Annotated in this window: 20 protein-coding genes and 2 pseudogenes; 20 read left to right on the plus strand and 2 right to left on the minus strand. The window is 39.7% G+C overall.

Going from position 1 to position 18,900, the window contains the following annotated elements; translation table 11 throughout:
• The first annotated feature begins 207 nt into the window (after positions 1-207).
• The 16 genes and pseudogenes from AB5213_RS15370 to AB5213_RS15445 all read left to right on the plus strand — a co-directional run bounded on the left by AB5213_RS15370 (position 208) and on the right by AB5213_RS15445 (position 15,769).
• Positions 208-1,797 (plus strand): histidine kinase N-terminal 7TM domain-containing protein, encoded by a 1,590-nt coding sequence (locus AB5213_RS15370; protein WP_368276908.1) that lies wholly within the window; start codon positions 208-210, stop codon positions 1,795-1,797.
• Positions 1,794-3,071 carry a sensor histidine kinase gene (locus AB5213_RS15375; RefSeq protein ID WP_368276903.1) on the plus strand — a complete coding sequence of 426 codons (1,278 nt, stop codon included), beginning with the start codon at positions 1,794-1,796 and terminating at the stop codon, positions 3,069-3,071. Before AB5213_RS15370 ends, AB5213_RS15375 begins: the two co-directional genes overlap by 4 nt.
• Positions 3,068-3,691, plus strand: a complete 624-nt coding sequence (locus AB5213_RS15380; RefSeq protein ID WP_055248353.1) for a response regulator transcription factor — start codon at positions 3,068-3,070, stop codon at positions 3,689-3,691. Before AB5213_RS15375 ends, AB5213_RS15380 begins: the two co-directional genes overlap by 4 nt.
• Before the next feature lie 150 nt (positions 3,692-3,841).
• Positions 3,842-5,206: an extracellular solute-binding protein gene (locus AB5213_RS15385; RefSeq protein ID WP_330376258.1), complete on the plus strand. Its 1,365-nt coding sequence runs from the start codon at positions 3,842-3,844 to the stop codon at positions 5,204-5,206.
• Between the two features lie 194 nt (positions 5,207-5,400).
• Complete coding sequence (locus AB5213_RS15390; protein ID WP_172676463.1) at positions 5,401-6,843, plus strand: helix-turn-helix transcriptional regulator; 1,443 nt, start codon at positions 5,401-5,403, stop codon at positions 6,841-6,843.
• A gap of 371 nt (positions 6,844-7,214) precedes the next feature.
• Positions 7,215-7,565, plus strand: coding sequence for a hypothetical protein (locus tag AB5213_RS15395; RefSeq protein WP_055156125.1), 351 nt, complete (start codon positions 7,215-7,217; stop codon positions 7,563-7,565).
• A gap of 40 nt (positions 7,566-7,605) precedes the next feature.
• Positions 7,606-8,289: a TIGR00266 family protein gene (locus AB5213_RS15400; RefSeq protein WP_055156124.1), complete on the plus strand. Its 684-nt coding sequence runs from the start codon at positions 7,606-7,608 to the stop codon at positions 8,287-8,289.
• A gap of 18 nt (positions 8,290-8,307) precedes the next feature.
• Complete coding sequence (locus AB5213_RS15405; protein WP_368276906.1) at positions 8,308-9,048, plus strand: hypothetical protein; 741 nt, start codon at positions 8,308-8,310, stop codon at positions 9,046-9,048.
• 40 nt (positions 9,049-9,088) lie between these two features.
• The gene (locus tag AB5213_RS15410; protein WP_195368888.1) at positions 9,089-10,567 is read left to right on the plus strand and encodes a hypothetical protein; all 1,479 of its coding nucleotides are present in this window, start codon (positions 9,089-9,091) and stop codon (positions 10,565-10,567) included.
• A 150-nt stretch (positions 10,568-10,717) separates the two neighbouring features.
• Positions 10,718-11,278 (plus strand): annotated as a pseudogene (locus tag AB5213_RS15415) (hypothetical protein); the annotation flags it as partial.
• Positions 11,279-11,467: 189 nt separating this feature from the next.
• Complete coding sequence (locus AB5213_RS15420) at positions 11,468-11,809, plus strand: hypothetical protein (protein ID WP_215633926.1); 342 nt, start codon at positions 11,468-11,470, stop codon at positions 11,807-11,809.
• 47 nt (positions 11,810-11,856) lie between these two features.
• Positions 11,857-12,618: an ABC transporter ATP-binding protein gene (locus tag AB5213_RS15425; protein ID WP_215633923.1), complete on the plus strand. Its 762-nt coding sequence runs from the start codon at positions 11,857-11,859 to the stop codon at positions 12,616-12,618.
• Entirely contained in the window at positions 12,605-14,374 is a 1,770-nt protein-coding gene (locus AB5213_RS15430) for an FtsX-like permease family protein (RefSeq protein WP_215633924.1), read from the plus strand. The genes AB5213_RS15425 and AB5213_RS15430 overlap by 14 nt, the downstream gene beginning before the upstream one ends.
• A gap of 76 nt (positions 14,375-14,450) precedes the next feature.
• A complete protein-coding gene (locus tag AB5213_RS15435) occupies positions 14,451-14,918 on the plus strand; it encodes a hypothetical protein (RefSeq protein WP_173692290.1) in 468 nt (155 codons plus the stop codon).
• An 82-nt stretch (positions 14,919-15,000) separates the two neighbouring features.
• Positions 15,001-15,575, plus strand: a pseudogene (locus AB5213_RS15440) (AAA family ATPase).
• Between the two features lie 47 nt (positions 15,576-15,622).
• A complete protein-coding gene (locus AB5213_RS15445; RefSeq protein ID WP_008373708.1) occupies positions 15,623-15,769 on the plus strand; it encodes a hypothetical protein in 147 nt (48 codons plus the stop codon).
• A gap of 105 nt (positions 15,770-15,874) precedes the next feature.
• On the opposite strand, the gene AB5213_RS15450 is transcribed toward AB5213_RS15445, so the two are convergent.
• Positions 15,875-16,228 carry a cupin domain-containing protein gene (locus AB5213_RS15450; protein WP_020993869.1) on the minus strand — a complete coding sequence of 118 codons (354 nt, stop codon included), beginning with the start codon at positions 16,226-16,228 and terminating at the stop codon, positions 15,875-15,877.
• A 140-nt stretch (positions 16,229-16,368) separates the two neighbouring features.
• Here AB5213_RS15450 and AB5213_RS15455 point away from each other — a divergent pair, with 140 nt between their 5' ends.
• The 4 genes from AB5213_RS15455 to AB5213_RS15470 all read left to right on the plus strand — a co-directional run bounded on the left by AB5213_RS15455 (position 16,369) and on the right by AB5213_RS15470 (position 18,555).
• Positions 16,369-16,701, plus strand: a complete 333-nt coding sequence (locus AB5213_RS15455) for a helix-turn-helix domain-containing protein (RefSeq protein WP_008373705.1) — start codon at positions 16,369-16,371, stop codon at positions 16,699-16,701.
• 143 nt (positions 16,702-16,844) lie between these two features.
• A complete protein-coding gene (locus AB5213_RS15460; RefSeq protein WP_055156121.1) occupies positions 16,845-17,282 on the plus strand; it encodes a radical SAM mobile pair system MarR family transcriptional regulator in 438 nt (145 codons plus the stop codon).
• Positions 17,279-17,650, plus strand: a complete 372-nt coding sequence (locus AB5213_RS15465) for a hypothetical protein (RefSeq protein ID WP_368276907.1) — start codon at positions 17,279-17,281, stop codon at positions 17,648-17,650. The genes AB5213_RS15460 and AB5213_RS15465 overlap by 4 nt, the downstream gene beginning before the upstream one ends.
• Entirely contained in the window at positions 17,647-18,555 is a 909-nt protein-coding gene (locus tag AB5213_RS15470) for a radical SAM mobile pair protein B (protein ID WP_175305462.1), read from the plus strand. The genes AB5213_RS15465 and AB5213_RS15470 overlap by 4 nt, the downstream gene beginning before the upstream one ends.
• Positions 18,556-18,693: 138 nt before the next feature.
• Here AB5213_RS15470 and AB5213_RS15475 read toward each other — a convergent pair.
• The coding region (locus tag AB5213_RS15475; protein ID WP_195492264.1) for a tyrosine-type recombinase/integrase at positions 18,694-18,900 on the minus strand (207 nt) is incomplete at its 5' end.

Here is an 18,900-nt window from a genome sequence, read left to right on the forward strand (position 1 = left end):
ATATAGTTGCGACGGCAAATGTGAGTTTTTTACATACACCTGAAAAATAAAAGATATAATTTGAAATGGAGATTATGATATACTGTAAACAAGATATAGTGCAAAACGTAACAGGAAGGAGTACGCACAGTGTCAGAGAAAAAGAAATTTACAGTATACGTCGGAAGTGTAGCACTATGCGTAGGTGTGGCAGTTCTGCTTCATTATGTGTCCTTTACCAATCCTTATCTGCAATCTGTTTGTCACCTTTTAAGGCCTTTTATTTATATAGGACTTTATCTGGTATGGGCGATTTCTTTTCAAAAGAGAATTATCCAAAAGGAACCCCGTCGTTGTTTAATAATGATTGCAGTGATGATGGTTTTTTGGATGCTCGTTCGTATGTGTAAATTTGAAATACCGTATGAGATGCCGACAGCACTGCGCTACGCCTGGTATCTTTATTATATTCCTATGCTGTTACTCCCTACGGTCAGTCTTTATCTGGCATTTTATATACGGCAGCCGGAGAATTATAAATTACCGGAAAGACGATGTCTGCTGTTTTTTCCGGCATTGTTTCTGATAGGGATTGTATTAACGAATGATCTGCACCAGTTAGTTTTTACTTTCCCGGAGGGAAGACTGGGGGAAGCAGCTTCCTATGAAGTAGGAGTCTATGGATATGGAGCAATGTATTATGCTATAGTCGCCTGGGATCTTGGATGTCTGCTGGTGGCACTCTTGATTATTCTATTAAGGTGTAGAAAAATTAAAAACAGGAAAATGCTTTGGATGCCTTTTGGTGCTTATGGTCTGTCGGTTGTCTATGGCATCGCCTATTATCTGAATCTGCCCTTCTGGAAAATATTTTCAAGCGATATGACAGCTGCATTATGTCTTCTGTTTGCTTTGATCATTGAAAGCTGCATCCAGTGCGGATTGATCCCTTCCAATACAGGATACGCACAATTATTTGCAGCATCTACAATTTCAGCACAGATTACAGATCAGAGTGGAAAATGCATTTATCAATCTCAGGATTCGGAATATATTGCACCGGAAATCGTAAGGCAGGTAGTTCAATGTCCGATCATGTTAGAAAATGGGATCAGGCTGTCAGGAAAACCAATTTTGGGAGGCTATGTGTTGTGGAAGGAAAACCTGTCAGAATTACAGGAAATCGTAAGAGAGCTTGAAGATCGGAAGGAAGAATTAAAAGATGCGAATTTGATTGAGGAAGAAAATCTGAGAACAAAAAGAGAAGTAGAAAAACTTTCTGTGAAGAATCAGCTGTATGATAAAATACAGAAACAGACGGCAAGGCAGAGTAAACTTTTGACGGAATTCATTGAAGCATATTCTATGGAAGAAGATGAGAACAAAAGGGAAAAAATATTAGGGAAGATAGTTGTGATCGGAGCCTATATAAAAAGGCGTAGTAATCTTATTTTTATTGCGGAGCAGACAGTAAAATTTCCGATAAGAGAGTTGGAGTTATGTTTCAGGGAAACGATAAAGAATCTGGAATGGAATCATGTTGAGGCAGGTTTTTCCACCGCGTTAGAAGAAATACGAAGTGAAGATGCTATGCAGATTTATGATTTTTTTGAAGCAGTCATAGAGGAATCTTTGGAAGATCTGTCGGCATTTAATGTAAATCTGAAACGCAGAGAGGCGCGGATCATCATGTCTATGAGTGTGGAATGCAAAACAGATCTGCAGGAAATTGCAAGACGATATGGAGCTTATGCGGAGCAGGATTTTGACGGATCATGGCTGCTTTCTCTGATTCTGGGAGGAGGTAGCGGCAAATGATAAAAACATTTGAAAACTGTTCACCGGAGTATCAGATTACGATTGTTTGTTTTTTTATTTTTTTGACTTTGCTGTGTATGATTCTGGTTATTTATGAAGGAACAGGAAAAAGACAAAGAAAGATGTTGCTGCCGGACAGTGTATTGCTTATAGTTATTTTCCTTATAACAGCTGTCTTGTGTGTGTGGCAACGGGCGTTTTACGAAGAAGATTCCATGATATTATTTAAAATACCGTATGTGATTTTAATTGTTATAGGAATTGGTGTTTTTTTATATGTGGGATTGAAGATTTTTGGAATTTATAAGTACCGCAAGAGCTGCCTGAGGGAAAATGCAGTTCAGGAAAGTCTGGACAATTTGCCGAGTGGAATTGTTTTTTTTGATGGGAACGGAATGCCTAAACTGATGAATCGAAAAATGTATCAAATTTGCCAGAATCTGGCGGGAAGAGATATACAGAATATTACAGAACTGGAGGAAGCACTGGGACATCCTCTGAAAGAGAATGTATTTTATGATGTTGATTTGAAAGTATATTGCTTAGCCGATGGAAGTGTGTGGAAATTTTCAGAGAAAGAGATTATTACGACAGCCGGAGATCATTTTTTTCAAGTTCTTGCTTCTGAAGTGTCGGAATTATATCGGAACAAAGTGTTGCTGAAGGAAGAAAATCAGAAACTTCAGGAAATGTCTGTGGCTATGAAAGAACTTTCTAAGAATGTAATAACGCTGACCAGAGAAGAAGAAATGTTATCTATGAAAATGAGAGTGCATGATAATCTGGGATATAGCGTCCTGGCGGCACAGCGGATGTTGCTGCGCGAATCGGAAGCAGACCGGGATGTTTTCCTTTCGCAATGGAAGCAGACATTAGACTTGCTGAATAAAGATAACGAGTCTGTGAAAGGCGAACAACTGCACAGGCAGGTGCAGGAAAGAGCGGAGATTTTGGGTGTGAAAATCATTTATACAGGAGAACAAGTCTGGGAATCTCATATTTTCGAACTGATGGATATAATACTTTTGGAGGCACTTTCCAACTGTGTCCGCCATGCAGGGGCAAGCGAACTGTATGTAAAATGCAGTAGTGGGGAACAAGAATGGATTATGGTGATTACAGATAATGGACAAACAACGGAGAAGGATGTCAAAGAAGGAGGAGGATTATCCGGTATACGAAAAAGGGTGGAGCAATGTGGAGGTACATTGAGAATTTGTGCGGAGTCAAAATTTTCAATAATCGTTAAGATACCAAAGGAGGTGCGGAGATGATACGGGTACTAATCGTGGAAGACCAGCGTATGGCTCGGGAAGATATGGAAAATTATATTCAGTCCAGTGGGAGATATTGTCTGGCGGCTTCTATCACAAACGCAGCTATGGCAGAAACCGTATGCAGACAGAGCAGGTGTGAACTTGTCTTGATGGATGTCTGTACGGAGAATGATGAGAGTGGTCTTGTGGCAGCGGAGAAGATTAAAAAGACAATGCCCCAGATAAAAGTAATTATCGTGACTTCTTTAGTAGAGTGCAGTTTTATTGACAGGGCGCGCAAAGCGGGAGTAGAAAGTTTTTGGTATAAAGATGCCGGTAAAGAAGAACTGTTGGAGGTTATGGATCGTACGATGAAAGGGGAGAACGTGTATCCGGATGCTCCGCCGGTTGTGATGATCGGAACGGCGAAAAGCTGTGATTTTACACCGGGAGAATTAGCAGTTCTGCGATTAGTGGTGGAAGGAGAATCCTATAAAAAAATTGCAGAGAGCTTGTGTATATCACCGGAAACTGTAAAATGGCATATCAAAAATATGTTGCAGAAAACGAATTTTGATTCCAAAACGAAATTGGCGGTAGCTGTTACAAAGAAAAATCTGATTATAAATGGATTTTAAAAATAGCATTTTACTACCCATATGGGGAGTGCTTAAGACTCTGAAAACCGATATCATATACTATGTGAAAGTGTCTCAATCCGATGGTTCTTTTCTTCGTTGAGATGTCAGATTGTTTATAAGACACTGTCTGGAAAGGAGATAAATAATATGAGATATATTATGAGAAGAAGCTGCCTGTTCTTGGTAATGATTGCGGTTATAGTTTTTACAGGGTGTGGGCAGAAGAAAAAAGAAGATCCGGTAACCGTTACATTGTGGCATGTATATGGCGGACAGACAGAATCGCCATTAAACGATCTGATTGATGAATTTAATGAAACGATTGGAAAAGAGGAAAATATCCGAGTACAGGTTGGCAGTGTTACAAATACGAATACGATACATGAAAATGTACTGGCATCCGCATTTGGAGATCCGGGAGCCTCTAAATTGCCGGATATGTTTGTTTCCTATCCTAAAACAGTTCTGGCGATGCCGGATGATACGGAACTTGTAGATTATTATGATTATTTTACAGAAGAAGAACTGAACGAATTTATTCCGGCTTTTTTGGAAGAAGGTGTCATTCATGAAAGACTTTCCATTTTGCCGGTAGCAAAATCAACGGAAGTTATGTTTATCAATAAAACAGCATTTGATCGTTTCGCGAAAGAAACAGGAGCGAAGATGGAAGATTTAAAAACATGGGAAGGCCTCTTCGCAATGGCAGAACAATATGCTGCATGGACAGATAACCAGACGCCGGACATTCCTGATGATGGAAAGAATTTTTTCGTTCATGATTATCATTTTAACTATTTTCAGGTAGGTGTAGAATCTCTGGGTGAAAATTTCTTTAAGGGAGAAAATCTGGCTTTCGGACCGGAATTTCAAACAGTATGGGAACCTTATGCAAAAGCGGCACTGTCCGGAGGAGTATGGCTTCGCAGCGGTTATGCAACGGAACCTTTGCGAACGGGAGATTCGATTGTATCGGTGGCTTCGTCAGCCAGCGTGTTGTATTATTCAGACGAAGTTACGTATGCGGATAATACATCGGAAAAAGTAGAGATTGTTTCCATGCCATGTCCCGTATTTGCCAGGGGAGAAACGATGGTCATGCAGCGGGGTGCCGGTATTTGTACGGTAAAATCTACACCGGAAAAAGAAAAAGCCTGTATTACGTTTCTTAAATGGCTGACGGAGGCCCAAAAGAATGTGGAATTTGTGACCAGTCTTGGATATATGCCGGTAAAGCAGGAAGCTTTCGATGTTTACCTTCCGGAGGCGATCGAGAAGTTAAGTGATCCGATGTATGTATCACTTTATCAGGCTTTTTTAAAGACGCAGGAGAACTATACATTTTATACTGCTCCGAAATTGGATTCCTATCTGGATCTGGAAACAAAGTTTGAAGAACTTATCAGGCAAACCCTGTCAGTAAAGCGGTTGGAGTGGCAGGAACATCCGGAAGATATGGATAAACTTGTTTCAGAGACATTAGAGGATTTCAAAGCAGCATACACACAATAATGTCTGCCGGATCGGCAAAAAGAGGTGGCTGACATATGGGAGAAAAGAAAATAAATTTTTGGAAGATTATAAAAGGAATAAAGAGACAAAGCATCCGTATGCAGCAAAGACTGATTGTTTATTGGTGCGTGGTGATTTTAACACTTTTTTTAGTGACAGTTCTATTACTCAGTATTTTGGGAGTCCTTCCGGGAATGGATTTTAAAGTACGGGAAATGTTGTCTGCCCAGCAGAAAAATACGTTGTCAACTATGACAGAGCAGACTGATATTATGATGGCGAGAAGTATTTCTTTATCGGAAGATATTACAAAAGAATTGAACCAATGCCTGACAGCCAATGGAAAGACATTTTCAAATTTGAATGATAATCCTCAGCTGATCATGGATTTAGAGGCTGCGCTGTATCCCTCCTTAAAATCTGCATTGGATGTGAAATATTGCAGTGGAGTTTTTGTTGTATTGGATGCAACGGTAAATACGAAGACGGAATATGCAGATACATCACGCATGGGAATCTACCTGCGCCTGTCTGATTTAAAGGCAGTAAATACAAGCAAACAGCACGTAGTTTTTTTCAGGGGAAATGCTGATATTGCAAGAGCAGAGCAGGTACAGCTCCATAACCGTTGGAATTTAGAATTTGATACGTCCGCATTGTCGGGGTATGAACAGATTATGCAGTTTGATGGAAACCGGCTGGTAGAGAGCTGCCTGTGGACAGACCGGCTGGAGCTGAGTGATACATGGGAGGATGTGCAGCTTTTATATGTCCCGGTTTTAGACAGTACCGGAAAAGTACGCGGTTTGTGCGGTATGGAGATGAGTAATCTGTATTTCAGGCTGTCTTATCCTATGGTGGAAGGTTCCTGTGGGAATATAGTGACAGTACTGGCTCCTGTGGACAAAAAAGGAAACATCTATCTGGATAAGGCGATGTTTGGAGATACAAAAGAAACGTATCTTTCACCATCAGGAACGATGACAGTGAAGAAAGGAAAATATTATAATACATATTCTACCGCTTTCGGGAATTATATAGGCAGGCATGAACTGCTTGGATTGAAGAGTTGTAATGGGATGCCGCTTGCGGTACTGACATTAATATCAGAAGCGAATTATGAAAAATTAACAGCGGACAATCGAAGGGACTGGATCATCGGTACGTTGTTGTTCCTGATTTTATTATTGGTTGTTTCTGTCGGTATGTCCCATCGTTTTGTGAAGCCGATTCTTCGGAGTTTAAAAGCACTGCAGGAGGATACGCTGACGGACGAAAACTTATCAGGCATTTCAGAAGTGGATGCACTGGTTGATTTTATGCAGAAAAAAAGGAATACGGAGAAACTGGAAAATGGAGGCATTCCTCCGAATATAGAAGAAATGCTCAAGGCGTTTGCTTTGCGTGTGGAAACTCTGACTCCGTCAGAGAGGATGGTTCTTCAGTATTATGTTGATGGATATACGATACAGGAGATTGCTTCATTGCTTTATATCAGTATTGGAACAGCGAGAAAGCATAATACAAATATGAATCGAAAACTGGGGATAACTGTCAGAGAGGAACTAATGCTGTATATTGAGTTATTTCGAAAATGTAATCAGTTAGATAAGCTGACATATAGCAGAACTGAGTAAACGAAAAAGAGTCTTTACAGCAATGTCATTAAGTTAAGATGACCAATCAAGATCTTAGCATCAGAAATGATGCTAGGGTCTTTTTTTTGTTTGCCGATAGATCTCTTTTATATTTTCACAAAAAGATATTGCGCATATATAGCGGATAGATAAAAATAAAACGCTATATATAGTATACTAATCGTTCGTATTTTGAAAAATAAGCATAATATACGAATGGCGACCATAGTATTTGCTTTCCGTATCTGCTACGCTTTTATTACGAAATGGTGGCCGCCCGATCAGAGAAAAAAATAAAGGCAATGGATAAGGAGGGAGAACAGAGAATAGGATGGTGATAGAGCAAAGAGGTTAACAAGGAGGTTAAAAATGTGGAATATATTACGAAAAAGGATTTAATAGATTGTTCTACGCCGGATGAGTTTTGCTTTTCACTATGCTGCATGGAATGTAAAACAGTATGGAAAAGTACACCAATTCGTTTTTCCAGAGCGGGGAAAAAACCGGAAAATGAAAATCGGAAGATTATTTATGATACACTTTATGAACGGGAAAAGAATTTAGCATTTCAAAAAGCATTGAATCAGGCGAAAGAGATCTTTAATATTTGTCCGATATGTAAGCGTCTTGTATGTGACCATTGCTTTTTAATCTGTGATGATCTGGATATGTGTGTGCAATGTGCTACAAAGCTTAATGAAAAAGGTACTGTTGTAGGATGAAAACAAAAAAGAAAAATGAAAAAGAAAGGAGAACTTTGTTATGAAAAAATATGAGATTTTAGGAGGAAATTTACCAGTTGTTGTATGTGAATTATCAGCAGGAGAATCTATGATCACAGAAAGCGGAAGTATGAGCTGGATGAGCCCGAACATGAAAATGGAGACGATTTCCGGAGGCGGAATGAAGAAAATGTTCGGCAGACTGATGTCTGGCGATTCTGCGTTTCAAAACAGATATACCGCAGAAGGTGCAGACGGAATGATTGCATTTGCATCAAGTTTTCCGGGAGCGATCAAAGCATTGGAGATTAGCAACGGTCACTCCATGATCGTGCAGAAGAGTGCATTCCTTGCTTCAGAAGAAGGCGTAGAACTGTCCATGCATTTTCAGAAAAAATTAGGGAAAGGCATATTTGGAGGAGAAGGTTTCATTATGCAGAGATTGAGCGGAAATGGAACCGCGTTTGTAGAAATTGATGGACATGCAGTGGAGTATGATTTGAGTGCAGGACAGGAAATTTTGATCAGTACGGGGTACTTAGCGGCAATGGAAGAAACCTGCACTATGGATGTTGTAGCTGTAAAAGGAGTAAAAAATATGCTGATTGGAGGAGAAGGCATTTTTAATACCGTTGTGAAAGGACCGGGAAAGGTGATCTTGCAGACAATGCCAATCAGTAAGGTAGCAGAATTGCTGACTCCTTTTTTTGCAGATAAGAAGTAATTGAAAGGGGAGAAGATTATGAGAAAGAAGTTGAATTTGCTATTTGGACTAGTGCTTATCATCAGTATGATAATATTGACTGGTTGTGGAGGCTCCGGAGAAACAGGAGAAAAGAACCCGTATGAAGGGAAATGGGTAGCGGTGTCCGCTCAGATGATGGGAATGTCAGTCAGTATAGATGAAACTTTCGGAGGTGCTTTTGAATTTGAAGTGAAAAACAACGGAAAAGTTTCCTTTTCAGTTGGAGACACTACCGGGAATGGAAAATGGTCTGTTGAAGATGATCAGTTTATCTTGAGCATCGAAGGAGAAGAGATGGAGGGAATCATCGGAAAAGATATTATTTCTTTTGATAATATGCTCGAGATGGGAGTAAAGGTGATTTTTGCAAAGGATGGAACGGATGCAATGGATCCGGCACTCTATCTGACAGAGGAGGAAAATGCAGTCATAGGTGAGTGGGATGCAGAAAGCGTGGAAGAACTTTTAGGAGACGGACCTCAGACTTCTATGGAAGGAGTAAACAACATCAATGATGCACTGCGTCTTGATTTCAAAAGTGACCGTAATGTAACAGTTATTTATAAAGGGGAGGAGATTGGGACTTTCCCATGGTCAGTTGCACTGGGATATTGTTCGATTGAATCAGAAAATCCATCTCTTACAGTGATGATAAATGACGATGGTACTTTGAAAGTAGACTACAGTGATGATGATGACTACTACACATTCCACTGTGTAAAAAGTGACAGTGAATAACTGAAAAGGATGTGGAAATCATGAAAGGAGGGAAGACGCCATGAAAAAGAAACTATGGTGTGTGCTGTGTATCATGATATGCATGATGATGATAGCGGCATGTGGACAAAAAAAGAATCCGGAGAAGAAAAAATCGGAAAAAGCAGAGCAGGAAGAAACAGAATTTAAAGACAGAGAAAGTCTTAAATTAAGTTTATTTACAGTGTATTATCCGAAGGCATGGAACTACGATAAAGAGAATATGAAGAAAGATGAAGAATATTCTTACGTTAGATTTTTTGATGGAGATACAGTAGATGGATCCGAGAATGTCATTTCTATAGAAGCGACCAAGGAGGATTCATATACATATCGAAAGAGTTTAATTGCCTTTGGAGTGGATTTAGAGGCATATGCTGAAGGAAAAATGGACACTGTAACAATAGGAAATGCAGAATATACAGCAATGCCGGAAAGTAATTCCATAGAAAAAACGTATATGTATCGTTATGAACAGTCTGGCACATCCTATGATATCAGAGTAAGAGGACAGGAAATAGATGATTCTGACAAAGAATTGTTAGAAGGAATTGTGCTGAAATTAGAGGATGAAGGAAATAAAGACGCACCATGGCCATGGGAGGGAGAGCCTGTTGAACCTGTATTGGCAGAGCAGATGGTAGGTTCTTATACAATCGTTCCGGAATATATCCCATTTAAAGAAGCACAGGGAGTTATGCAGATTATGGATCATCAGTTTGTAAAACAGGGCAATCAAGTGTTCCATTTGCTGGAGAACAAACTGGATACTTATGAATATTCAGAAAGTGGACTTGAATTCGTATCTTCGATGGAATTAGACGATGATTTTGAATATTTGTCTGGGGACAGCAGTGGAATGTTATATCTTTCGCCTGGAATTGGAGATGTAATTGGCGTAAAAGATGGGAAAAAGGCACTTCAGACAACAGTAGACGGAGATCTGAATATGCATCCATCCGGAGAATGGGGAATCAGTTTCTGGGTGAACAGTGATACTCAGAAGATTGCGAATCAAGGCGGTAACCTGACGGCAGAACCGTGGATACTGACCGGATTAAATAAAGATGAAGAACGCAAGGGACTGTTTTCTATGATAGATGACGTACAGATCACGAATAGTCATATTATGGTTGCCGGCTCCATGGCTGTGGAAGATGAAGGCACAAAAATTGTTGTCTATGATTATGATGGCAATCAGCTTTTGAAATTAGGTGGAGAAGATATCAGTTCTCCGGACAAGCTCGGTTCCATTACAGGCATGGCGGAAACAGAAAATGGTTTTGTGGCTGCAGATGGAAATATGCGTGAAATACAATTTTGGGCAAAAGATGGAACGCACGTAGGTGCAATTTCTACAGAGGACATATTTGGTGTCAGTTATCCATGGCTGGAAGATATGCAGCTTTTAGATGACGGCTCTCTGTTAATTATGCTGACACAGGAACGAGACGACGGATCAGCAAATGAATTGATGTTTTTCAGATTGACAGGATTTTAATTGAAAAAATAAAAATCGCTTGCTGGCAGAAATTTATCTGCCGGCAAGCGATTTTTCTGTTTCCTGTTTCCAATATAAAGGTAGAATTTTATCACATCAGTGAATCAATTTTCATATTTATCGTATACAGATATATACAACATAAATGGCATAGAGGATCAACATCAGGATCCCCTCCTTTTTATCGAGTGATTTTTTGGTCCATGCCATAATCCATACGATAATACTGAATACAAGCGGAACAGCTGGGAAGTGAAAATTGCTACCAGAAATATGTTTTATGATGAGCAGGGCAAGCACAGACGCACGAAGAAAGAGATTTTAGATGAACAGGGAAATCTTCGGGCAGGATGCAGTATTATTCCCAAGGGGAAAGTTTATGAAAGCCACATTTTTACCAAGAAAGATGAGTGGTTTAAAAACGATGCGTTTACCAGAGAAATCAAGGAGATGTTTACGGAAATCATCAACAGCCATGTGAAAGAAGAATCCGAAAAGCTGTCTGTATTTCAGCAGGGTGGTGTGTATCTGGCAACGAAGAAAATCGGGAAGAACAATCCGAGAGAAGCAGAGATACGGGCGGACAATGCAGTAAGGCAGGAATGGAATGAGATGCGGACGCTGATGGAGAAACTTTAGAAGCAGTCACAGGAGATGAAGTTCGTACAGCAGGAGATTTCTTCATTGAAGAAACAACTTTCCGAGACAAAGTAAATGGTGGGGGCTATGGGATTGTTGTTCATGTAGATGAAAAACAAAAGGCAAAAATTATAGATGATGTAAAAGTTGCGGTCTGTCCAGAGTGTGGTAATATAGAAATGTATTTAGAGGATTTAACTGATTTGAAAGATTAAGCGATAACTTCCAGATGATAAAGCAGAAGTATAGGGTTTGATTCATATGATTTCAGTAAAAAAACAGAGAATTGCTGCTATTATGGTTTTAAGTTCCATCATGCTGATTTTACTTTTGTCGCTAAATTTCCGACTCTGGAGTGGATATTATGCAGAAGGGGATTTGGAAAGTATAGTCATACAGCAGATGGAATGCTTGGAAAAGTCAAATAGTGAAAACGATATAAGCGAAAGTATATGTTTGCATTTCTATGAGTGTATATGTTTCGGTGGAATAGAAATAATGGTGATCTGGGTATATGATGGCTTTAAAGACCTCGGACAAGGTGAGTTTTCTTTCAGACCGGGAGTTACCCTTTGCAGTCTATCGGTTCGGATGGATGATTAAATACTTCTGATAATCAAATTTAAAATTTATTATCAGGAGGAACTTCGATGTATGTATTAAATGCAAATCATATTTCAAAAAGTTATAAAACTGCAGGAGAAACTATGCGGATTTTGCAGAATGTGAATCTGCAAGTTATGAAAGGAGAAATGGTTGCTATTATGGGACCATCCGGCAGTGGAAAGACTACTCTGCTCCATGTGCTGACCGGGATTGACACACCGGACGATGGAGAAATCGTAATAGGAGGGGAAACGTTTTCACAGCTTACGGAAGAAGAGAAGGCATTTTTTCGCAGAAAGCATATGGGAATGATTTTTCAGGATTTCCAGCTTTTGGAGAGTTTGACGGTAAAAGAAAATATATTGTTACCACTCATTCTTGAACGAAAAGAAGCAGACATCCAGCAAGAGCGTTTTTCAAGAATAGCGGATGTGCTCGGCATTGAAAAATTAGCTGACAAAGGAATTACGGAAATATCGGGAGGTCAGAAACAGAGAGTTGCGATTGGCAGGGCGCTGATCAATGAACCGGATATTATTTTTGGAGATGAGCTAACAGGAAGCCTTGACCGAAAGACCACCGGGGATGTGATGCGATGTATGAAACAGATGAATCAACGGTCTGGCATCAGCTTTCTGCTTGTGACACATGATGCTTATACGGCATCCTTTTGTGACCGGGTACTTTTTCTACAGGATGGGAATCTGGCAAAAGAAGTAAAGAAAGAGAACACTGCCGATAATTTCAGAGAAGATATATGGAAAACGCTGTGCGGTTTGGGAGGTGGAAAAGATGACCTTTTTTGATATTTCCCGAAAGATGCTGAAAGCTGGTTTTTACAAATATCGATTGTACTTTCTATGCAATTTATCTGCAACGGCATTATTCTGTTGTTTTGCAGTTATTTCCACAAACAGGACGTTTATGAATGTGTCGATTGTAAATTCATCAATATCCAATAACATTTATCTTCCATTTTTTCTGTCTGCAGTGTTTCTGGTTTTTTTTCTTCCTGTTTCGTGTCAGGCATTTCTGGCATCAAGAAAACAGGAATACGGCGTGATGTTTTCTCTTGGCATGAGCCGGAAGGAAGCGTTTAGAAACTTACTTTTTGAAAATGCGATCATATCCGTGCTGGCATTAGCAATAGCACTTGCGGCAGGAACTGTGCTGTCATTTTTATTTTTTTCCGTTATCATTTATGCAATAGATGTTCACGGAGTGCAATGGCAGTTTTGCCCGGAAGCATATAAGCTTACAGCAGTTCTATATACAGTAGTGGTGGCAGTTGCCTTTATCCTGAATGCCGGGAGACTTATGCTGGATAAAATCGGAACCCTGCTAAAAGCACAATATCGGGCAGAAAAAACAGGAAAGATCGGTACGTTCTTATGCAGACTTGCACCCAACTACATGAGGTTTCATCTGGTGGAATGGTCATTTGTCCGCAGACACAAGAAAGAATGGGGATGTAGGTATGTTTTAGCCTCTCTCATAATAGCGGTATCTGTTATGCTTACGGGGGTATGTGTGACTTTATATCCGGCTTTTCTACAGGATGCAAAAAGTTATTCTCCCTATGACATGGTGTACTCAGAAATCTATGGAATGAATCAGGTTTCAGTACAGGATGTCCTTCATATATTGGAGAAAAATGGTGTTACTGTAGAACAGGTCATTCAGCTTCCCTATATCAGAGATGATGTTTTTAATTACCTTCCTGTGACAGAAATAAACCGGGATTTTGGATGTGATTATCAGATTCAGGAAGGCGAGTTTTTGAATTTGTTTCAGTACAATCTGGAAGATGGGTATGAACATAACATACAGCCAGTATCTACTGTAACGATTTCCGGGGACAGAAAGCTGCAGTCTGTTGGAACAGATGTAAAGATACTGTTTAATCAAAATCCGACCTTTGCAGATAAAACACTGATCATCAACGATTCTGATTTCGAAAAATTAAGTGCAGATATAACAGGTAGTGCTGGTATCGCAAACTTGTTTCAGTTTCAGAATTGGGAAGATTCTTATGCGGGAGTATGTGAAGTAAAAGAATATCTGCAGGAAAGCAATCAGTTGAATGAAGATGAGCAGACATATTATGAATTGTCTTCGAAAGTGGAGAAATACCAGGATGCAAAGAAATCAGGACAATTTTTATTATTTTTGATGGCATTTGTGATAGGGCTTATGATAATGGCTGAGTTTCTGTTAATTCATTCACGTATCCAGGCAGAGAAGGAAGAAAATAGCAGGGTCGTTTGTAGTTTGCGAATGTTGGGAATGATAGACAAGGAAATGGTAAAGTGCCTATGCTATAAGAATTTTCTAAGATTTATACCGCCATCGGTTGTGGGAACAATCCTTTCTTTCCTGCCATCTTATTATCTGAATGAGAGTTATGGAATGGGGACGAATGGAATTCTGGCAGGAATCGTATTTGGAGTGATTTTGACAGTCGGAATATTCGTAGTGATACGCAGGTATTCTGAAAAAGAAGAAAAACTTTATGAAAGCGGTTTTATAATACAAGGAAGAGAATTTTTTGATTATAGATAAGTAGAAAAAGATTCAAATCCTGTGTATAATTAAAAGATAAAGATAGAGACCACTCGGAATTTCAGGAGGTGTTTTTATGCCACAAATGAATAAGGGAGGAAAATTTATTTTCGGGAAATCACTCATTCGGACGGATGGAACATTGCGGATTCCACCGCAGGCAATGGAAGAATATCACATTGCAGATGAAGGAAAAGTATATCTTTTTACCGGAAGTAAGATTACCGGTGGCTTTTGCGTCACCCGGAAAGGCCTTTTGCATCCGTCAAAACTTGGTCACATTTTGGACGATACTCCACCGTTGCTTGACTACTCAGCAGGTTCTGGCGAATTTATCAAATACAAGGGGCGTTCCTACTGCTGGGTAGAGATTTCACAGGAGGGGCAAATTCTTCTTACGAAGAAAATGATGGATTTTTTGAAGGTGAGACCCGGAATGGAGCTGCTTTCTATCCGCAGTAGCGACATCGCGTTTACGATGGGAGCTAAAGGACCGCTATTGGAAAAAGCAGAAAACTATGATGGTGGAATTCCGCTTTTTTAAGTGTAACAATTTCCAGTTGACCGAGTTCTTTAGAACGAAGGATTGGTGGATTAGAAAGTGTCTTTTACAGGAAGGTGATTAGATGAATGATCAATTCTTACAAGGGGTAATATTCGATTGGAATAGAATTGATAACGATAGTTATTTAAAGAGAATTATGTTTTTTCTACGCATGATACACATTCAGAGCTGTGTGATGCGATAAGAATTTCCAAAGGTTATCGGAAGGAAAAGTGGGGGTATTTTCTTAGGGCTGAAAGTTTTTATAATGTTGCAACGAAGGAAGAAGAATATGCAGATCTCGCACATCCTTCTGCCAAATATCATGAAAAATCACATGGAGAGAGTTTTCTCGCATTGGCACAGAACAATCTGCATCCAAATGGCTTGTATCTTTTTGATGAGCCGGAAGCTGCATTATCCCCACAGAGACAGCTTACATTGTTGATGCAAATATATAGTTGTGCAAAAGAGGGAGCACAGTTTATTATAGTTACGCATTCGCCGATTTTGTTAGGAATACCAGATGCAGATATCTATTGTTTTGATAATGGACGCATACATCTCTGCGAATATGAGGATACAGAGAGCTACCAGGTAACAGAAATGTTTATAAACAACAGGCAGATGCTGTTGGATAGATTACTAACAGATTAGATAATAAAGAAATTGACAATTTCAAGTTTGTAACGAAGGTATTTGCGATGAAAGGAATTAAGATTGAGTTATTGGGGATTGCAATAATACCTTTAGGAATTGCTGTGACAACAAATAATTTTTGGGGATATGTCCTAGGTGTTCTTGGATTTGGCGTCGCTGTAGTTGGCTGTTTTCTAAAAGATAATCACTGATAATTTTTTGTTTGAAAAATTGAGAAAACGTAATATTGAACAAAAAGAAATGCACAGTTCTTAGCTTATCGTGAACTGTGCATTTTTGTAAATAAATACTTTTAATTAGCCGATTACGGCATCCTCTGCTGTAAAATGTTCCAGAGAATTTTCTTTTACCTGAATGCAGATATAAGTAATTCCAGAAATATCGGATGCAAAAAACTGACGCTTTGCAGTAGGTGCGATTTTTAGCCAGTCTCCAGTTGAAAGGCTAATTTCTTCTCCGTCAATTATGGCTTTGCCGTTACCTGAAAGAATTCCATAGATTTCTTCATTTTCTTTATGAGAATGAACAAATGGGACATTTGCTCCTGCAGGTAGTTCGTTTAAACTGATTTCTGCACCTGTTAAAGACAACTTTTCATGCAGCTCAATTCGGTTTTCCTTTCCAATAGTTGTTTTTGTGTAATTTGCCATAATAACCTCCATAGTTAATTTGTAGTTTCTGGTTGCTTGGTATTAGTATAGTGTGAGACACATACAAAAACAAGTACGCACCTTTTTGTAACTGTACACTCAAAAATGAATGTGTTACAATAGACTCTGAGGTGAGAATTATGCGAGCAAAAGAAGAATTACCGGAATGCCCAGTTGCAACAGCAGTATCTCTTATCGGAGGAAAATGGAAACTGCTGATTTTGCGTAACTTGAAAGAGCGTCCATGGAGATTCAATGAGCTACAACGAAGTATAGATGGTATTTCACAAAAGGTTTTGACAGATAGTTTAAGACAAATGATGAGTGATGGGCTGGCATATCGCCACGATTACCATGAGCAGCCACCGAGAGTTGAATACGGCTTAACGGAACTTGGAACAAAAATGCTTCCAATTGTTAATTCACTTGCTGACTTTGGTAACTACTATAAATCAATTATTGAACAGAATTAAGGACGTTAGTATTTGAAAAGCTTGAACAATTCCAGTTTGGAGAATTAAAAAAAACGGAATTTACCTATTAGGACATATAAACTGTTGACAATAAAGCTCCTATATAGTATGTTTTTAATAAACTACTATATAGGAGCTTTTGTATGGAAATGAATGGAGGATTTCTTGTAACCAAAATAAAACAGCTTGGAGACCGGATTTTCGAGAAGATTCTCAGTGAAAAGAATATTGATGCGTTTAATGGAGCCCAGGGGCGTATTCTTTATGTGCTGTGGCAGGAGGATGGTATCTCAATCAGGTCACTCTCGACTAAATGCGGATTAGCGATAACATCTCTTACTACGATGCTGGAAAGAATGGAAAATCAAGGGCTGATAAGCCGTGTTCAGTCTGAAACGGACAAAAGGAAAACACTCCTGTTTCTGACTGAGAAAGCACATGCCTTAAAGGGCGAGTACGATTCTGTATCTGATGAGATGGGCAGTATTTACTACAAAGGTTTTTCAAAGGAAGAAATTACCCGGTTTGAGGAATGCCTCGACCGCATCAGAAAGAATCTTGAGGAGTGGCAGAAGTCATGAGTATTTGTATCAAAGATCAGATTCAGAACATGAATATTGTCATTGGATGCACAGAGGGGTGTGCATATTGCTATGCCCGCAACAACGTGAAACGCTGGCATATGATTGATGACTTCGCTGCCCCTGAATTCTTTCCGGGTAAGCTCAAGATGATGGAAAAGAAACGTCCGCAGAACTTTCTTCTTACCGGCATGAGCGATCTTTCCGGATGGAAGCCGGAATGGGCATGGTCTCTGACGGACCAGGCACATAAGATCGGCATTCCGGTGTTTATGAAAGAAGACCTTGTCCCTATCATAGGGGATGAAAATATGATTCAGGAAATGCCGGAAGAATTTAATAAAATGTTAGAGGTACAGAAATCATGACAGAAGTAATAAATGGAATCCTCATTCGTGAGGTGGAAACAAAGAACATCATGACTAAGTCTAGTCTGCCGGTAGGCGGTTACTCGGTCAATCCCTATGTGGGCTGTACACATGCCTGCAAGTATTGCTATGCTTCTTTTATGAAGCGCTTTACCGGGCACAAGGAGGAATGGGGCACTTTCCTTGATGTGAAGCATTGGCCGGAAATTAAAAATCCGAAGAAATATGCCGGACAGCGGGTGGTCATCGGTTCTGTGACAGATGGCTACAATCCACAGGAGGAGCAATTCGGGAATACCAGAAAACTTTTGGAGCAGCTGATCGGCAGCGACGCAGATATTCTGATCTGCACAAAGTCGGATCTTGTGGTACGGGATATTGATCTGCTGAAGAAGCTTGGACGTGTAACCGTTTCATGGTCGATCAACACATTAGATGAAAATTTCAAGAACGATATGGACTCTGCTTCGAGCATTGAGCGCCGTATCGCTGCTATGAAGCAGGTATATAAAGCAGGTATCCGTACAGTCTGTTTCGTATCCCCGGTATTCCCCGGTATCACGGATTTTGAAGCAATCTTTGAGCGAGTAAAGGATCAGTGCGATCTGTTCTGGCTCGAAAATCTCAATCTTCGAGGCGGTTTCAAAAGGACAATTATGGATTATATCGCCGGAAAATATCCTGATCTTGTACCACTTTACGACGAGATCTATAACAAGCATAACCGCAGCTACTTTGAAGCACTTGAAGTAAAAGCTGAGAAAATGGCTAAGAAGTATGATTGTGCCTTTGTGGATAATGAAATGCCTTATGGCAGAGTCCCGCAGGGGCATCCGGTGATCGTAGATTATTTCTATCATGAGGAAATCCGTGGGACAGAGAATACCGGAAAAAGAAATCGCTAACTTCAAGTTTGCCGAAATATCTTTCTAACTTTCCCTATTTTACAGGCTTTTCAGCCCATTCATTAGTGAAATGATATGTATTTTCCCTTATTTTTGCCCTTATGAGATAATCGTAAGGGAAATAAGGGAAAGTTTTATTTAGTCGTTGCCTGCCACTTTATCAAGTAACTTTGCGGATTCCCGCTTGGCTTTTCTTGTGGAATGGGCGTAGACATTCATTGTGGTACTGACATCTGAGTGTCCTAACAGTTCCTGTACATCTTTCGGAGCTGCTCCATTTGCCAGAAGGTTGCTTGTGTAGGTGTGTCGCAACTGGTGAAAATGAAATCCTTCAAATCCATCCAG

Origin of the sequence: Coprococcus sp. RTP21204st1_G4_RTP21204_210225 (assembly GCF_040915385.1) — a bacterium.
Classification (GTDB): domain Bacteria; phylum Bacillota; class Clostridia; order Lachnospirales; family Lachnospiraceae; genus Allocoprococcus; species Allocoprococcus comes.

What these genes read in the sequence shown, in the direction of transcription:
- AB5213_RS15375 (WP_368276903.1), top strand. Translation starts at nt 1,794, where the DNA reads ATGATAAAAACATTTGAAAACTGTTCACCGGAGTATCAGATTACGATT.
- AB5213_RS15435 (WP_173692290.1), top strand. Translation starts at nt 14,451, where the DNA reads ATGCCACAAATGAATAAGGGAGGAAAATTTATTTTCGGGAAATCACTC.
- AB5213_RS15385 (WP_330376258.1), top strand. Translation starts at nt 3,842, where the DNA reads ATGAGATATATTATGAGAAGAAGCTGCCTGTTCTTGGTAATGATTGCG.
- AB5213_RS15450 (WP_020993869.1), bottom strand. Translation starts at nt 16,228, where the DNA reads ATGGCAAATTACACAAAAACAACTATTGGAAAGGAAAACCGAATTGAG.
- AB5213_RS15400 (WP_055156124.1), top strand. Translation starts at nt 7,606, where the DNA reads ATGAAAAAATATGAGATTTTAGGAGGAAATTTACCAGTTGTTGTATGT.
- AB5213_RS15390 (WP_172676463.1), top strand. Translation starts at nt 5,401, where the DNA reads ATGGATTTTAAAGTACGGGAAATGTTGTCTGCCCAGCAGAAAAATACG.
- AB5213_RS15445 (WP_008373708.1), top strand. Translation starts at nt 15,623, where the DNA reads ATGAAAGGAATTAAGATTGAGTTATTGGGGATTGCAATAATACCTTTA.
- AB5213_RS15470 (WP_175305462.1), top strand. Translation starts at nt 17,647, where the DNA reads ATGACAGAAGTAATAAATGGAATCCTCATTCGTGAGGTGGAAACAAAG.
- AB5213_RS15405 (WP_368276906.1), top strand. Translation starts at nt 8,308, where the DNA reads ATGAGAAAGAAGTTGAATTTGCTATTTGGACTAGTGCTTATCATCAGT.
- AB5213_RS15420 (WP_215633926.1), top strand. Translation starts at nt 11,468, where the DNA reads ATGATTTCAGTAAAAAAACAGAGAATTGCTGCTATTATGGTTTTAAGT.
- AB5213_RS15410 (WP_195368888.1), top strand. Translation starts at nt 9,089, where the DNA reads ATGAAAAAGAAACTATGGTGTGTGCTGTGTATCATGATATGCATGATG.
- AB5213_RS15430 (WP_215633924.1), top strand. Translation starts at nt 12,605, where the DNA reads ATGACCTTTTTTGATATTTCCCGAAAGATGCTGAAAGCTGGTTTTTAC.
- AB5213_RS15455 (WP_008373705.1), top strand. Translation starts at nt 16,369, where the DNA reads ATGCGAGCAAAAGAAGAATTACCGGAATGCCCAGTTGCAACAGCAGTA.
- AB5213_RS15460 (WP_055156121.1), top strand. Translation starts at nt 16,845, where the DNA reads ATGGAAATGAATGGAGGATTTCTTGTAACCAAAATAAAACAGCTTGGA.
- AB5213_RS15380 (WP_055248353.1), top strand. Translation starts at nt 3,068, where the DNA reads ATGATACGGGTACTAATCGTGGAAGACCAGCGTATGGCTCGGGAAGAT.
- AB5213_RS15425 (WP_215633923.1), top strand. Translation starts at nt 11,857, where the DNA reads ATGTATGTATTAAATGCAAATCATATTTCAAAAAGTTATAAAACTGCA.
- AB5213_RS15465 (WP_368276907.1), top strand. Translation starts at nt 17,279, where the DNA reads ATGAGTATTTGTATCAAAGATCAGATTCAGAACATGAATATTGTCATT.